This window comes from Psychrobacillus sp. NPDC096623 (assembly GCF_044762655.1).
Lineage (GTDB): Bacteria > Bacillota > Bacilli > Bacillales_A > Planococcaceae > Psychrobacillus.
The window spans coordinates 82011-97239 of sequence record NZ_JBIWER010000003.1; the positions used below are offsets into that span (position 1 = coordinate 82011).

Annotated in this window: 15 protein-coding genes; all 15 read right to left on the reverse strand. The window is 36.8% G+C overall.

Annotation, left to right across the window (positions count from 1 at the left end):
* Nucleotides 1-4: 4 nt before the first annotated feature.
* The 15 genes from xseA to ACIQX2_RS09945 all read right to left on the reverse strand — a co-directional run bounded on the left by xseA (nt 5) and on the right by ACIQX2_RS09945 (nt 15193).
* Nucleotides 5-1363: an exodeoxyribonuclease VII large subunit gene (xseA, locus tag ACIQX2_RS09875; RefSeq protein ID WP_402849413.1), complete on the reverse strand. Its 1359-nt coding sequence runs from the start codon at nt 1361-1363 to the stop codon at nt 5-7.
* A 100-nt stretch (nt 1364-1463) separates the two neighbouring features.
* Nucleotides 1464-2318 (reverse strand): bifunctional methylenetetrahydrofolate dehydrogenase/methenyltetrahydrofolate cyclohydrolase FolD, encoded by an 855-nt coding sequence (folD, locus tag ACIQX2_RS09880; protein WP_402849415.1) that lies wholly within the window; start codon nt 2316-2318, stop codon nt 1464-1466.
* Nucleotides 2319-2345: 27 nt separating this feature from the next.
* Nucleotides 2346-2723, reverse strand: coding sequence for a transcription antitermination factor NusB (gene nusB, locus ACIQX2_RS09885; protein WP_402849418.1), 378 nt, complete (start codon nt 2721-2723; stop codon nt 2346-2348).
* 113 nt (nt 2724-2836) lie between these two features.
* Complete coding sequence (locus ACIQX2_RS09890; RefSeq protein WP_402849421.1) at nt 2837-3229, reverse strand: Asp23/Gls24 family envelope stress response protein; 393 nt, start codon at nt 3227-3229, stop codon at nt 2837-2839.
* Nucleotides 3230-3245: 16 nt separating this feature from the next.
* Complete coding sequence (gene accC, locus ACIQX2_RS09895; protein WP_402849424.1) at nt 3246-4598, reverse strand: acetyl-CoA carboxylase biotin carboxylase subunit; 1353 nt, start codon at nt 4596-4598, stop codon at nt 3246-3248.
* Nucleotides 4599-4611: 13 nt separating this feature from the next.
* On the reverse strand, nt 4612-5109 hold the full coding sequence (gene accB, locus ACIQX2_RS09900) for an acetyl-CoA carboxylase biotin carboxyl carrier protein (RefSeq protein ID WP_402849427.1): 498 nt from the start codon (nt 5107-5109) through the stop codon (nt 4612-4614).
* A gap of 885 nt (nt 5110-5994) precedes the next feature.
* On the reverse strand, nt 5995-6525 hold the full coding sequence (locus ACIQX2_RS09905; protein WP_402849430.1) for a SpoIIIAH-like family protein: 531 nt from the start codon (nt 6523-6525) through the stop codon (nt 5995-5997).
* Between the two features lies 1 nt (nt 6526).
* Complete coding sequence (locus ACIQX2_RS09910) at nt 6527-6664, reverse strand: hypothetical protein (RefSeq protein ID WP_241600037.1); 138 nt, start codon at nt 6662-6664, stop codon at nt 6527-6529.
* A 498-nt stretch (nt 6665-7162) separates the two neighbouring features.
* Nucleotides 7163-8074, reverse strand: a complete 912-nt coding sequence (locus ACIQX2_RS09915) for a stage III sporulation protein AE (RefSeq protein ID WP_402849435.1) — start codon at nt 8072-8074, stop codon at nt 7163-7165.
* 401 nt (nt 8075-8475) lie between these two features.
* On the reverse strand, nt 8476-8685 hold the full coding sequence (locus tag ACIQX2_RS09920; RefSeq protein ID WP_093060685.1) for a SpoIIIAC/SpoIIIAD family protein: 210 nt from the start codon (nt 8683-8685) through the stop codon (nt 8476-8478).
* 696 nt (nt 8686-9381) lie between these two features.
* Entirely contained in the window at nt 9382-9942 is a 561-nt protein-coding gene (gene efp, locus ACIQX2_RS09925; RefSeq protein WP_402849439.1) for an elongation factor P, read from the reverse strand.
* 15 nt (nt 9943-9957) lie between these two features.
* Nucleotides 9958-11022, reverse strand: a complete 1065-nt coding sequence (locus ACIQX2_RS09930) for a M24 family metallopeptidase (RefSeq protein WP_402850495.1) — start codon at nt 11020-11022, stop codon at nt 9958-9960.
* A gap of 70 nt (nt 11023-11092) precedes the next feature.
* Nucleotides 11093-11515: a hypothetical protein gene (locus tag ACIQX2_RS09935; protein ID WP_402849442.1), complete on the reverse strand. Its 423-nt coding sequence runs from the start codon at nt 11513-11515 to the stop codon at nt 11093-11095.
* 120 nt (nt 11516-11635) lie between these two features.
* Nucleotides 11636-14197 (reverse strand): vitamin B12-dependent ribonucleotide reductase, encoded by a 2562-nt coding sequence (locus ACIQX2_RS09940; RefSeq protein WP_402849445.1) that lies wholly within the window; start codon nt 14195-14197, stop codon nt 11636-11638.
* A 159-nt stretch (nt 14198-14356) separates the two neighbouring features.
* Nucleotides 14357-15193: a lipoate--protein ligase family protein gene (locus ACIQX2_RS09945; protein ID WP_402849448.1), complete on the reverse strand. Its 837-nt coding sequence runs from the start codon at nt 15191-15193 to the stop codon at nt 14357-14359.
* Between the last annotated feature and the right edge of the window lie 36 nt (nt 15194-15229).

Genomic DNA, 15229 nt, shown 5'->3' on the forward strand with positions numbered 1-15229 from the left:
AATATTAGTCCCCACTTTCTTTCACATCAACTCGCCTTACGATAGCTTCTAATTGACCATCTTGTAATGTAACAAATATCGAATCATCTTTTTTTACATTTTCAACAGATTTAACTAGTTTACCCTCTTTGTATACAATACTGTACCCTCGATCCATTATCTTTAATGGATTCAAAGCTTCTAATGTCCGTATAGAACTAACAAATTGCTGACGATGTTTTTCAAATGTCGCTAGTGACGCTTGGTTCAATTGATTAGTTACTAACTGAACAGTTTTATGATGCTGATCAATTACTCTTTGTGGAGATAATTGTATAAATCTATTTTGAACCTGTGAAAAATCACGTTGCTTATTCTTAAAAAGAAGGTTGGTTTCTCTTTGTAGCTGCTGCTCTGTACGAACAAACCTTTCAATAAAAGGACGGTATAATTTCTCAGGGGTTGCCATTACAGGCGATTCCATTGCTCGCTTAAATCTGTTTTTTTCATCTGTTAGCCGTTTCGTTATAAAATGAAAGCTTGCTGATTGGAACGATAAGATATTTTTCATCAGATTTTCTTTGCTAGGTACTGCCATTTCCGCAGCAGCAGTTGGAGTTGGCGCTCTTAAATCCGAAACAAAGTCAGCAATTGTTGTATCTGTTTCATGACCAACTGCACTGATGATCGGAACGCGACTGTTTGCAATAGCTCTTGCTACCACTTCCTCGTTGAAAGCCCATAAATCCTCGATGGACCCACCACCTCTTCCAACGATTAAGACGTCCATATTAACTACCTGGTTGGCTTTTTCAATGGATTTCACTATAGAAGGTGCAGCTTGAGGTCCTTGAACAATGCTAGGAAAAACGACTACTTCGGAAATAGGATAGCGACGTTCGAGTGTTGTCAATATATCTCGTATTGCAGCTCCGGTTTTAGAGGTAACAACACCAATCTTTTTAGGGAAAGTTGGTATTGGTTTTTTACGACTTGGATGAAAGAGTCCTTCTTGTTGTAATTTCTTTTTTAATTGTTCAAATGCTAGAAAAAGCTCCCCAATACCATCTGGCTGTATAGTGGCCGCGTATAACTGATATTGTCCAGCTACTTCAAAGACGTTTATATCACCTCGTACGAGTACATTCATGCCACTTTCCGGAACAAATTTTAAAGATTTGGCATTCATCGAAAACATTACAGAAGTGATCCGCGCAGCATCATCTTTCAGCGTAAAATAAATATGTCCGCTAGAATGAACCTTCACATTGGAGAGCTCTCCTTTAACGTACACATCTCGCAAATGCGTGTCCGCATCGAATTTTCGCTTTATGTATTTGGTTAAGGCCTTAACAGTTAAGTACTTTTTCGGTTCAGTAGTCAAAAAAACAACCCCATAAATTTAATAAGAAATGATGCAGGTGCCTATGTTAGCCCCGAAAACGTGCTCCTGCAAAGAGCTTTTCGCAGGAGCTGGACAATTATTAGTTCGTTAATGTATTTTCAGCAGCTAAACAAGTATTTTCCATAAGCATGGCAATTGTCATTGGACCTACCCCGCCAGGAACAGGAGTAATTTTAGAAGCAACTTCCTGTGCCGATTCAAAATCCACATCACCGCAAAGCTTGTTATTCTCATCGCGGTTGATACCCACATCAATAACAACTGCCCCTTCTTTTATATAACTAGCATCAATCATTTTAGCTCGTCCAGTTGCTACTACTAAAATATCTGCTTGCTTAGTAAAAGAACGTATATCCTTTGTTTTAGAATGACAGTAAGTTACAGTCGCATCCTTTTGCAACAATAGTTGACCCATTGGTTTACCTACAATATTGCTACGACCAATAATAACCGCATGTTTTCCTGCAATTTCTACATCGCTATATTCGAGCATTTTCATCACGCCAAAAGGTGTACAAGGTAGGAAAGATTGTTGACCAATCATCATTTTTCCAACACTTTCTGGATGGAAACCATCTACATCCTTCTGTGGTGAAATTGCCGAAATTACTCTGTCTTCATCAATTTGAGAAGGCAATGGCAGTTGAACTAAAATGCCATGAATTTTAGCATCTTCGTTAAGTGCCTCTATATTTTTAAGAAGCTCGTCCTCCGAAATAGTTTCGTCTAACTCGATTAACACAGAATACATTCCTAAACGCTCACACGTTTTTGCTTTGTTGTTTACATAAGTTTGGGAAGCAGGATTGTTCCCTACCAAAACAACCGCTAATCCTGGAACGACACCTTTAGATTTTAGGTTTTCAACTCGTTCTTTTACTTTTTCTGTAACTAATCCCGCAATTTGTTTTCCATCAATTTTATTATTAGACACTATAAACGCTCCTTAAGTCATTGTAGATTATTGCTCTGTATATTTTGATAAAACGCCATTTACGAATCGGCTTGACTTTTCGTCACCAAATACTTTGCAAATCTCTAGTGCTTCATTAATTACAACTTTTGCTGGTGTTTCTTCTGTGAAAAGTAATTCAAATACAGCTATTCTCAACACTGTACGTTCAATTTTCGGAAGTCTGGACAGCGACCAATTTTCTAATTTATCTGTTAAAGAAGCATCTATTTCGTCCTTGTGACTCACGACCCCACTCACTACTTGGGTTAAAAAAGAATCTTGTTCTTCCGTAACATGTCCAATAGCTTCTTCTATGGAAATTTCATGATTATCTAATTGAAATAATGCCTGTAATGCTAATTCTCTCGCTTGTCTTCGTTTCATTATTTAGTTCTCCTTTAAATGTAACTATCTAGACAATCATAGCATATTTTGTTGTTGTATGTGTATTAGAAAGAGAAAAAAGAGAAAGAGCTACCTAGATAGCTCTTTCTCTTTTATTCTGCTGTATCGAATTGTACACCTGTAATATGTACATTAACTTCTTTAGGCGTTAAACTCGTCATATTTTCAATTGCTTGACGAATTTGAGACTGTACTTCTCTAGCAACTATAGGGACGGAGGATCCGTATTTCACTAGGCAATAGACGTCGATAAACAATCCTTCATTATTAATCTCTGTTTTAATACCCTTGCCGTGAACTTTTTTCCCTAAGCGTTCTACCACTCCAGCTGCAAAGTTTCCTCTAGTACCAGCAATACCCTCTACTTCGTTTGTGGCAATACCAGCAATTACGGTAATAACTTCAGGAGCAATTTCTATTGTTCCTAAATATTCTTTTCCTTCAGGAGTCATTTGAACAAACTTCTGTTCAGTAGTTTCTGTCATAATCCTTCACTCCTTGTTATGAATTCATTACATCATATTTCTCTAAGAATTTCGTATCAAAATCACCAGATACAAAAACTTCATGATTCATGAGCTTCGAGTGGAATCCAATCGTTGTTTCGACTCCTTCGATAGCAAATTCACTTAGTGCACGTTTCATCTTAGCGATTGCTTCTTCACGCGTTTCAGCATGGACGATAAGTTTCGCAACCATTGAATCATAGAATGGCGGAATCGTGTAACCTGGGTATACAGCTGAATCTACGCGAACGCCTAACCCACCTGGTGGTAAATAAAACTCAACTAGGCCAGGAGAAGGCATAAAGTTTTTCGTAGGGTTCTCCGCATTGATACGACACTCAATTGCCCATCCATTAAGTTTAATATCTTTTTGTTCGAATGGCAATTTTTCACCAGTAGCTACTAGTAGCATTTGTTTGATCAAATCTACACCTGTAATCATTTCTGTGACAGGATGCTCCACTTGAATACGTGTATTCATCTCCATAAAGTAGAATTTTTGTTCTATATGATCAAAGATAAATTCTACTGTACCTGCACTTTCATAACCAACAGCAAGCGCTGCTTTCACAGCGGCTGCTCCCATTTCAGCGCGGAGCTCTTCAGACAATGCAGGTGAAGGTGCCTCTTCCACTAGTTTTTGCATACGACGTTGAACAGTACAATCGCGTTCCCCAAAGTGAACCGCATTTCCGTGACCATCAGCTAAGACTTGAATTTCCACATGACGGAACACTTCAATATATTTCTCTAAGTAAACGCCAGGGTTGCCAAATGCTGCTGCCGCTTCTTTTTGCGTTATTTTAATCCCTTTTAGAAGATCTTCCTCATCTTTAGCAACACGGATTCCTTTACCACCGCCACCAGCAGTAGCTTTGATAATAACTGGAAAACCTATTTCTTTAGCAACTTTCAAAGCAGCTTCATCGGTTTCAACAATCCCTTTAGAGCCCGGAACGATTGGAACTCCTGCTTTTTCCATTGTTTCTTTTGCTACATCCTTAATCCCCATACTTTTGATAGCAGAGGAAGATGGTCCGATAAATTTAATATCGCATTCTTCACATAGCTCGGCAAACTCAGCATTTTCTGCAAGGAATCCATAACCAGGATGAATTCCTTCACAACCTGTTAGTTTAGCTACAGTTATGATATTGGAGAAATTCAAATAGGAATCCTTTGAAAGCCTTGGACCTATACAGTATGCTTCATCAGCAATTTGCACATGAAGTGCTTCTCGGTCTGCTTCAGAATATACAGCAACAGTTTCGATATCTAATTCTTTACAAGCACGTATTATGCGGACTGCTATTTCCCCGCGATTTGCAATCAATACTTTTTTCATCATCCTTGCTCCTTTCTTAGTTTCCTTTAACGAGGAACAGAGGTTGACCATACTCAACTAGTTGTCCATCTTTCACAAGTATTTCTACGATTTCTCCATCCACTTCTGATTCAATCTCATTGAACAACTTCATCGCTTCTACGATACAAACGATTGAATCTGCCGACACTTTTGAACCAACTTCAACGTATGCAGCTGCTTCAGGAGACGAGGATTGATAGAATGTACCAACCATTGGAGAAACAATTTTGTGTAATGAGCTATCTACAGAAGTAGGAGCAGCTTTTTCTACAACAGGTTCTTTTGGTGTCTCTTGAACGATAGGCGCCTGCACTTCGGCTGGTTTTGGTTGCTCTGCAACAGATGAACTTTCAAACGTTTCACTTGATGAATTGAAAGAACCTTTTTCATTTTTTTTCAATTTAATCTTTGTGCCTTCTGATTCGTATAAAAATTCATCTAAAGACGACTGGTCGACTAGTTTAATAATTTCTCTTATTTCTTGAATCTTCATGTAGTTTAATCCCCTTTTATTTACAAAATTTATTACTCCATCTTCTATTTTAGACGTTTTCACGCTAATTTGAAATAGTTAGCCTTAATTATTCTGAAATAATAAAAAAATGGCCGACCAAAAACGTCTGATTATATTGGTTGAAAACCTATACTTCAAAAATAATAATCCCTGAAAATTTAAGGAACCATAAAGTTTTCAAGGCTTTCTAACAGGTTTTCTCTACAGGTGTTTTCCGTTACGGCGGATGCTTTCCAGGGGCATGGCTCAAGCCAGTAGTCTCACGCTCGAGTTGTGCCTTCAAGAGTCGCCGACTTCACTTCAAACAACCAGAATATAAAGGTTCCAAAGAAAAAAACCTAGCGCTAAGAAAAATTTTTGTAAGCACGGAAGAACCATTTATTTCTTAAAATGAGAAATTTTAATGCATAAAATGATATAGTTTTTCAAGAAAATTGAGGAGGTATTTTAAAATGGAATTCGCAAATTTTACTTTAAATTCTTTAAAAAAGCTCGCCGGTTTTTTAATATTTTCGCTAATATCTTCATTTTTATTTAAAAAGAAAAAAGCATTAATTTCTGTTATTCAATTTTTTCGTAATTTCTCAGACAGAATTTATATTCGAGAATTTTCCTAATTATGCTTATGGGGTGTTGGTATTGCTATTACTTATATATTTTGTCTTTTTTAGAGATTTATATACATATATAAGATCCATGAAATCTGAATGAGATGCATTAAATAGAATTGTAGTATTTTTCATCTTTAAAAGTATTTTGGACTTACTGTTCTCTGGACATTATTAATTACTTTATAAAAAAAAGCGCCTCTTCAGGCACTTTTTTTACCGCTATATATTAAGTATTTTGGAATTTTCCTATAGATTACTGACCACTAAAATTTACTTCTACATTAAAAGCTTGTGGCCACTCCCGCTTAACCGCATATATAATTTCAGATGCTTTTTTAGATGATTGTTCGTTGGAAACAACATCTATCAAAACATCACTTTCTTCGATGCGCACTAATGCATCATCATAACCAAGAGACTTAATAATCAGCTCCAACATCGCTTCTGTGGAATCAATTTTAACTAATTGTTCAATTTGGTTATAAGCTTTGTCTTTTTCTTCTGCAGTAAATTCATTGGAACCTACTTTTTGCGTTAATTGTGCACGAAGTTGACTACGTTTGTCTGTTACTTCCATTCTCATTTCTTCAAATGCGTTACTTTTAGAAGCAAATGATTCTTCATTTGTTGAGGACGTTTCTACTAATCCTACATCATCAATTGTGTCATCGGAAAATAGAGCAATACCATCGAATGGCGATGGTCGATCCGATACATAAAAAACAGTCACTACTGCTACTAAACTAAATAATGTTAAAAACCATACAGATCTCTTTTTGTTCATATTATTTATCCTCCAATTCCATTTCTTCTATCACAATTCGATGTGGCGATATTTGCAATACAGATGACAATGTCTTGATTAAACTATTTTGTATTCTTTTATCGTTCGCCCCTTCCGCAACTACTAGAATTCCAATCAATTCCTTCTTGTCCTTTTTACTGTCACTTGTCCACTGGAAAAATGAAACATCACTCTCAGCAGCCTGTTCGGAACTATCCTCGTAGTGGAAGTATACTGCTACTTTCCCAACCCCATTGATCTTCTGTAGTATCGAAGTTAGGTTCTCTGTAGTTTCGTTGACTGGAACATCGGTTTCAACAACGCTTCCTTCATCACGAACGAGTAATCCTGAAAAAAGGAGACTAATGAAAAGAACAGCTATACAAATGACAACAAAACGAAAAGTGGGTTTTTGTTTAGATGAGATGGAGAATCACCCTTCTTTTCATGATGGATACAATACTTTATGCAAGACAACCTGTTTATATGAAGAGAAAGGACATAATCCAGAAGATAATCGCTATTTTCACAAGAAATCCCGTTGTTTCCTTATCGGTATGCTCCAGTAAAATAGACAATAACTCGCCCGCTAGAACGATTAAAAATATACCAAAGAGAAGATTCGTAACGATGGTTACTATCCTTTCCCACTTATTAATAGTTTTGCAAACAGCATCGTTAAAATAATCGTAAAGAAAAAAGTAAACGCGATTAAAACAGAAATGATAGAAAGAACAAACAATGTTTTTCCGATATCGTCTATTAATCCACTAATATTGCCATCTACAAAAGGCTCTAAAATAGCGCCAAGCAATCGGTATAAGAAAGCAATGAGAATTGTTTGGATTGTTGGAATAGCTACCAACATAACCACCGTTAGAATTACTGCATTTCCTGTAATTACAGATGCAGAGGAAGAAAAGTTTTTCATCGTGCTAATGCTTTCCGTCAGCAAAGATCCGACAAACGGGATATTATTTTGTATTAGCCGTTTTACTGTTTCATTGACAGTCCCGCTTACGGACCATGTGATCATTCCGTTTACTGACATGAAAATACTATATAACAGTAGAATAATAGAAGTAGAGCCTATTAAAGTTAACCGGATGAGATCAGACATTTTTGAAAATGATGTTGGTGGGTGTATTCTGCTGATTAAGTCAAATAGGAATGCAGCCATAATAGCCGGTATTAAAATTTTCCCTGCTAATATTGTAGTGAAGGATGCAAAAAGCATGACAGCTGGATTCCATGCGGTTATCAGAAATGCCCCTCCTGAAGCAGCAATACCTAAAGTAAGAATTGGATATATACCTAAGAAGAGATTGACTAGTTCACTCGTCATCGCCTGGATCATCTCTAATGCTCGAATTGCTGGTTCTAAGCAATAAATACAGATGATTAACATAAACAATAATTTAAAGAGTCTTTTACTCGAAGGTATAAACCACTCAAGGCAAATAAAAGCAAATCCAAATAAAAGCATGTACGAAAAAGTTTGTGCTACCTCTTTGAGGGGCTGCACTAAAGATTGTAATATTTCTTCCATTGCAGTTCATTCCTTCAAGAGAGTAGTCCCATAAGTGATAAAAACTTTTCATAGAATTGCTTCAAATGATTCAGCCAGACAAGCAACAAAATGGCTTTAGTCGTAAAGGTGAATAACGATGCTAGGCTTGTATATTCATAGTCCAAAAGAAGTTCTTCTATTATTTGTGAAAGAAATAATAGTAAGACAGAAAATATGAGTAGTTTAAAGACCGGTAGTAGATTCGTTGGTATGTATGAGGTGTACTGGGAGACCGTAGGAATGATAAATACGGTGAATATATAAGTTAAAAAGAGAAAGATATAAATTGTATAGACAATTGAATGGATGCGAGGATAAGTTTCTTTTATTAATTGCAGCAAACAAAACGCTAAAATGATAGTCAGGTAAATGATCATTTGCTAACTCGTCATCATAAGCCATTCTAAGAATGTAGATATTTCATAAAAAAAGAGCTTCAACAGTCGCAATAATTCAATTGTCATATATATATAACCTACAAAAAACAAAAAAAATGCGTATTCCTTTTTACCAGTGGATTCAAAAAACAAGTGAAGAATAGCTATTAATATACCTATACCCGCAACTCGAAGTACATCGTGAAGTTCCACAATGCCTCCCCCTTCCATACAAACAACATATGATGGCGTGAGGAATAATATGAAAAAACTAAGCAAGCTTTAAATAAGAAAAACCGATCAAAAAACTGAACAGCTGGTCTTTTAAGTATAAAAACCTAGATATGCCGTTTATTTTTCATTTCGGTCAGGCGCTTTCCGTGGGCACGGTTGGAGACTGTAGTGTCTCCCTCGTGCTGTCTTCTGGAGTCGCCGACCTGCGCTACAATCAACAATAACGCATATATAAGCAGTCTTTCTCTAACCTAATAGGATAAATTAAATTCTGCTTTTTTCATCTTTCGATGGACAGCATTTATCAAAAAAGATGGTAAGTAATTTGTGAATAACACTAACATTAGTCCTATCTTTTTATCTTAGCGACAAGCTATGTCAAATCTTTTCGTGTAGTATTACACATTAATTGATCTTCGTTACAGATGGTGACTCCGTCGGAAGCCATCAGGATGTTGGTTATGCAATCGTTGCCCTAGGACGCAACGCACATAGATTGACTTCACTTTGAGTGGTGGCGTTCTTAGCTTTGTTCTCCACCTGTTTCTGCATCGCTGCGCTTCTGTAACGGAAATAATAGGATATTCGTTCTAACAAGTCCCTTAAATCCGGTAATCACAGAACATTTTTATATAGAAAAAAGAGGCTCACAAATGTGAGCCTCTTTTACTAATATTATTGAGCTCTTGATACGTATGAACCTTCATCTGTATTGATGATTAGTTTATCGCCAACATTGATGAACAAAGGAACTGTTACTATTAAACCAGTTTCAAGACTAGCAGTTTTTGAACCTCCGCCCGAAGTATCCCCTTTAATACCTGGTTCTGTTTCAGTAACTTCTAGAACAACTGACTTTGGTAACTCTACACCTAAAGTCTCTCCTTGGAATTGAATTACATGTACTTCCATATTTTCGCGTAAAAACTTTAGTTCATACTCGATTTGGTTATCATTTAGTTCAATTTGTTCGTAAGAATCTGTATCCATGAACACATGCTGATCTCCACTAGCGTATAAATATTGCATTTTACGGTTGTCAATCTGTGCTTTTTCTACTTTTTCTCCCGCACGGAAAGTTTTTTCGTTCACTGAACCGTTACGTAAATTTCTCAATTTAGAGCGTACGAATGCTGCGCCTTTACCAGGTTTAACATGTTGAAAATCTAATACTCGGTACAATACACCATCCACTAAAATCGTTAAGCCAGTTTTAAAATCATTTACTGAAATCATTATTTTCCCTCCAAATTAAGATAAAATTAGTAATTCTTTTGTCGAATGTGTTAACTTTTCTAAACCATTCTCTGTAACTAGTGCATCATCTTCGATCCGTACTCCACCAATATTCGGCAAGTATATTCCAGGCTCTATCGTAATAACCATACCAGGCTCTAAAACGATATCTGAACGGAAAGATAGTCCAGGACCTTCATGTACTTCTAAACCAATTCCATGACCCAATGAATGACCAAATGCTTCTCCGTAACCTTTTGAAGCGATATAGTCCCTTGCAATAGCGTCTGCTTCTTTCCCGGTCATGCCAGGCTTAACTTTTTCTAAAGCTAATAGTTGTGAGTCGAGAACTACTTGATAAATTTCCTTTAGTTGATCACTTGGTTCTCCAACTGCCAATGTACGAGTAGTATCAGAAATATATCCGTTATATAATGCACCGAAATCTAATGTAACAAAATCTCCCTCTTCAATTACTTTGTTTGTAGCAACACCATGTGGAAGTGCTGAACGAGTTCCTGAAGCTACAATTGTATCAAACGACGAGGAAGTCGCTCCTTTTTTGCGCATAAAAAATTCAAGTTCATTGGATACTTCAAGCTCGGTCATACCTGGTTTTATGTAATTAACGATATGCTCAAATGCTTCATCCGCAATACGACAAGCTGCCTTTATTATACTAATCTCTTCGTCGGTCTTAATCAAGCGTATTTTTTCAACAAGACCTGAAAGTGGCACTAAATCTGCTTGTATAGCTTGTTTGTATAGTTCAAAATCGCTGTAAGTCACATCGCTTTTTTCAAATCCTAATGTGTTAATTCCCATATCTGTAATTTGAGTAGCTATTTCTTCCATCATTGTTTTCGTATGCTGAACAATACGGAAGTCTTTAATCTCACTTGCTGCTTGCTCTGTATAACGGAAATCCGTGATAAATACAGCATCCGTTTTAGAAATAATTGCTACACCAGCTGTTCCAGTAAATCCCGTCATGTATCGACGGTTATGACCATTCGTTATTAACAGAGCATCTACCCCGTTTTCTTCAAGTGCTGCACGTAATTTACTTAGTTTCAATATTAACCCTCATCTCATTTTCAAAATAACATCTTTGACTATTTTATCATAGTAAACGAGGTCGGTAAATTTTTCATTTTCCTAAAGGGTTCTCTTTTGAGTGAAAAATAGCTGATTCCATGACAAAACGAACGGCGATAATGACAATACAAATAAAAGGTATAGATAATTTCTTGATCGTTTTCTCAAATGAATTTGCATCTAAAATAACCCATTCAAGTGTGAAGGCGATTAAGAGCCCTAAAGCAATACTCGTGATGGATACTGGAATTTTCGCGAACAAAAGACATACATAATAAAGGAGAAAGCAAATCCCCCAAATGATTAAAAACAAAATAATCCATTTAACATAGACGTTGCTCCCTTTTAATACCGCAAAGTTTTTCGTATATCCTATAGGATTCCATTTAATGAAATGGAAAAAATCTAGAAATTTAAATAGAATGGTCGTTCCTAGTGCTGCAACGAGACTCGTACTAATCGATAATCCTTTCATGTTAATCTCCTTTTGTTTTCCCATAGTTTAAGCGAAAGCACGGGTTATTAAACCTGGAAGAACAAAATTAAAGCACAAGTGATAAAGACTTATCAGCTTGTGCTTTGAGAATTTATGAGATTATAGCCCACATTTTAGTTGGGCATTACAGTTGGTACATGTGTTACATCCACCCATTTCTTCTACAGTACCTTTACGACAAACCGGACATGTATTTCCAACCTCTGAACCAATTGTTACATTAGTTGAACGTAAATCTTGAATAGTATCTATCAATACGACATGTCTTTTTTCTATTTTTTCTTCTTTTGGATGATCTTCTAATGTATTTTCCTCAGCTTTTAACGTTAATACTTGTGAGTCACGACTTCCATCGACATACACAGTACCACCCTTAGCTCCACCACGATATAAACGCTCGTATACACCTTCTACTTGTTCTACCGTATATCCACGCGGTGCGTTGACCGTTTTGGAAATAGAACTATCAATCCAACGTTGAATGATACATTGCACATCCGCATGAGCTTCTGGAGCAAGTTCCATAGCAGTAACAAACCAGTTTGGAAGATTTTCTTCTTCAGCCGTTTCATTGCGTTCCAAATATTCTTGTACAATATCTGCTTTTACCTCGATGAATTTACCTAAACGCCCACTTCTATAATAAGTGAATGAATAATACGGTTCAAGTCCAGTAGAAACGCCAACCATTGTTCCAGTAGATCCTGTAGGTGCAACAGTTAACAAATGAGAATTTCGAATACCATTTTCTAAAATGGATTGCCGAATTTCTTCCGGCATTGATTCCATAAATCCAGTTTCCGTAAATGCTTTTCGTAAGCGGTTTGTTTCCTCTTCTGTTTCACCAGACAAGAATGGGAAGCTTCCACGCTCTACAGCAAGCTCTGCAGAGGTTTCATATGCAGCGATAGCAATTGTTTTAAAGATTTCATCTACTAGAACATTGCCTTCATCCGATCCATACTCTTTTTCACAATAGATGAGCAAATCAGCAAGACCCATAACGCCTAACCCTACACGTCTTTCCCCAAGTGCTTGTACTTTATTTTCTTCTAAGAAATATGGAGTCGCATCGATGACGTTATCTTGCATGCGTACACCAACACGAACCGTTTCTTTTAACGCTTCAAAATTAACTGTTTTTGATTCTTTGTTTGCAAATTGCGCTAAATTCACAGCAGCCAAGTTACATACTGAATAAGGTGCAAGTGGTTGTTCGCCACAAGGATTAGTTGCGACAACTTTTTGTCCGTATGCTGTAGCATTCGTTTTTTCATTTGCATTATCGATGAAGAAAACACCTGGTTCTGCTGAATAAGTAGCACAAATATTAATTAAATTCCAAAGCTCTTTCGCTTTTACAGTGCGGTAAGTACGAACTTCGTAGCCCATTCTTTCCCACTCACGTACATCGCCAATTTTATGCCAATTTTCATTGTAGAAATCCATCTCTTCTGGTGAATAAGCTTCCGTTGCAGGGAAACGCAATTCAAAGTCGCCGTCTTCCTCTACCGCCTTCATAAAATCATCTGTAAGCGTAACGGAGATGTTCGCACCAGTCAAAAACTCTGAATTATGAACTGAATAAGTTCCACCGTCACGTAATTTTGTTTCTGCATCACGAATTATTTCATTGCTAAATCCACCTAGACCAGGAATCGTTTTATAATTAATAATACCTTGATACATGGCTTCTTCTTGGATTGTAAGTGGTTTAAATTTAAGCTTGTCCTTCGCAAGTTGTTTAATTGTTTCATCATTTGTATTTTCAATTAAGAAACGCAAAATACGTGGGTTTTGCATTTTCGAAATAATAAATTCCGCAATATCAGGATGCCAGTCGGCCAGCATAATCATTTGTGCTCCACGTCTTGATCCACCTTGTTCGACAAGATGAGTCAGTTTTGCAATGTCATCTAGCCAGGAAACTGAACCAGATGATTTTCCGTTCACTCCACGAGCCAGCGTATTTCTTGGTCTAAGAGTCGAACCGTTTGTCCCAACTCCACCACCACGGCTCATGATTTCCATTACTTGCTTACGGTGGTCACTGATCCCTTCACGAGAATCTGCAACAAATGGCATTACGTAACAGTTGAAATATGTTACATCCGTGCCAGTTCCAGCACCGTATAATACTCGTCCTGCTGGGATGAATTTCAAAGAAACTAATTGTTGATAGAATTTCTCGAACCATTCTTCACGCTTTTCTTCTGTTTGTTCAACAGATGCAAGCCCAGTTGCATTTCTTTTGGCAATCTGCTCATAAAAAACTTCCAATGGTTTTTCGATAACGTTCAATGGTCGAGTGATAATGCCAGTCTCAATTTTTGCAGCGTCGTCAATCGCACTTCGATAATCTTCCTCGATTTGCACCTCGGCCGTTTTCGCATGTTCGTTGATTGAAACGATATAGCCTAAACCTCGTGCTGGGAATTTAGGATCTTCTTTCACCGTTAAAACGACAAAGTCTCCTGCTTTTAACGTTTTCTTTTCTGTATCTTTAAAGGAATAGCGATCAATCATCACAAGTCTCGACACACCTTTATGCGTAAGTGTCATATCTTGTGTGATCGGGTGAACTTGTGGGAATAATTGGATATCCCTATTTAGTGCTTCAACATTTAAAGTAAGTTTGGTTTCATTTTTAGTAGTTACCATTTACTCTTCCTCCTTTCTACAAATTGTGATTGACACAATATGTAGTGGTTTTATTAATAATACGACACAACATCTTGAAGGTAAAGCAAATAGATGAGGATTTTATAATTTAAGAACTAATGTCCTATTTTTCATTTTTACTATAAGACCTAATAACTTTTATTTTTTAAAATTCCATTCATCATTGGCATATCGTGTCGATTCTAGTTCTTTAATGTAATCTAGTTGTTGTTTCGTGAGTTTATATTCTACTAATTCAATCTCCAATGCATCTTCAAAACCTTTTTTAAACGCAGTTTTACATTCTTCTATCGAAATTGGTTTTGATATTATTTTGTTAATCGCAACAGCTTTTTGAGATAGGCTTCTTTTCACTCTTTTTCTTACCTCTTCAGAAGAAAATTTAAAAGTCTGGATTAATTTATCTTCGTCTAAGTCGAGTAAAATTGCACCATGTTGGAGAATAACGCCTTTTTGTCTTGTTTGAGCACTACCGGCAACTTTTTTTCCTTCTACTACTAGCTCATACCAGCTCGGTGTATCGAAACAAACTGCTGATTTCGGTTTTTTTAAATTTTCTTTTTGTTCGTCCGAATTCGGCACAGAAAAATAAGCATCTAAACCAAGGTTTTGAAAACCTAACAGTAATCCCTCACTAATCACTCGGTAAGCTTCTGTTACTGTAGCTGGCATGCTCGGATAGCTTTCTGTAACGATCACACTGTATGTAAGTTCATGTTCGTGAAGTACCCCTCTTCCTCCTGTAGGACGTCGAACAAAGCCAAGACCTAAACTTTTCACAGCTTCCATATCAATCTCTTTTTCCACGGATTGAAAATAACCAATAGATAATGTAGCTGGATTCCATTCGTAAAATCTAATCACAGGTGGAATAAGACCTTCACTATGCCAGTCTAGCAGTGCCTCATCCATCGCCATATTAAAGGATGGGGTACAGGGTCCAGAATTTATGAAGTACCATTTTGCTTTTTCCATCGAATCTCTCCCTTCACAACGAGTTTCATTTTATCA

What these genes read in the sequence shown, in the direction of transcription:
- ACIQX2_RS09890 (WP_402849421.1), bottom strand. Translation starts at nt 3,229, where the DNA reads ATGACAGAAACTACTGAACAGAAGTTTGTTCAAATGACTCCTGAAGGA.
- ACIQX2_RS09945 (WP_402849448.1), bottom strand. Translation starts at nt 15,193, where the DNA reads ATGGAAAAAGCAAAATGGTACTTCATAAATTCTGGACCCTGTACCCCA.
- accB (WP_402849427.1), bottom strand. Translation starts at nt 5,109, where the DNA reads ATGAAGATTCAAGAAATAAGAGAAATTATTAAACTAGTCGACCAGTCG.
- ACIQX2_RS09935 (WP_402849442.1), bottom strand. Translation starts at nt 11,515, where the DNA reads ATGAAAGGATTATCGATTAGTACGAGTCTCGTTGCAGCACTAGGAACG.
- efp (WP_402849439.1), bottom strand. Translation starts at nt 9,942, where the DNA reads ATGATTTCAGTAAATGATTTTAAAACTGGCTTAACGATTTTAGTGGAT.
- nusB (WP_402849418.1), bottom strand. Translation starts at nt 2,723, where the DNA reads ATGAAACGAAGACAAGCGAGAGAATTAGCATTACAGGCATTATTTCAA.
- ACIQX2_RS09915 (WP_402849435.1), bottom strand. Translation starts at nt 8,074, where the DNA reads ATGGAAGAAATATTACAATCTTTAGTGCAGCCCCTCAAAGAGGTAGCA.
- ACIQX2_RS09940 (WP_402849445.1), bottom strand. Translation starts at nt 14,197, where the DNA reads ATGGTAACTACTAAAAATGAAACCAAACTTACTTTAAATGTTGAAGCA.
- ACIQX2_RS09905 (WP_402849430.1), bottom strand. Translation starts at nt 6,525, where the DNA reads ATGAACAAAAAGAGATCTGTATGGTTTTTAACATTATTTAGTTTAGTA.
- accC (WP_402849424.1), bottom strand. Translation starts at nt 4,598, where the DNA reads ATGATGAAAAAAGTATTGATTGCAAATCGCGGGGAAATAGCAGTCCGC.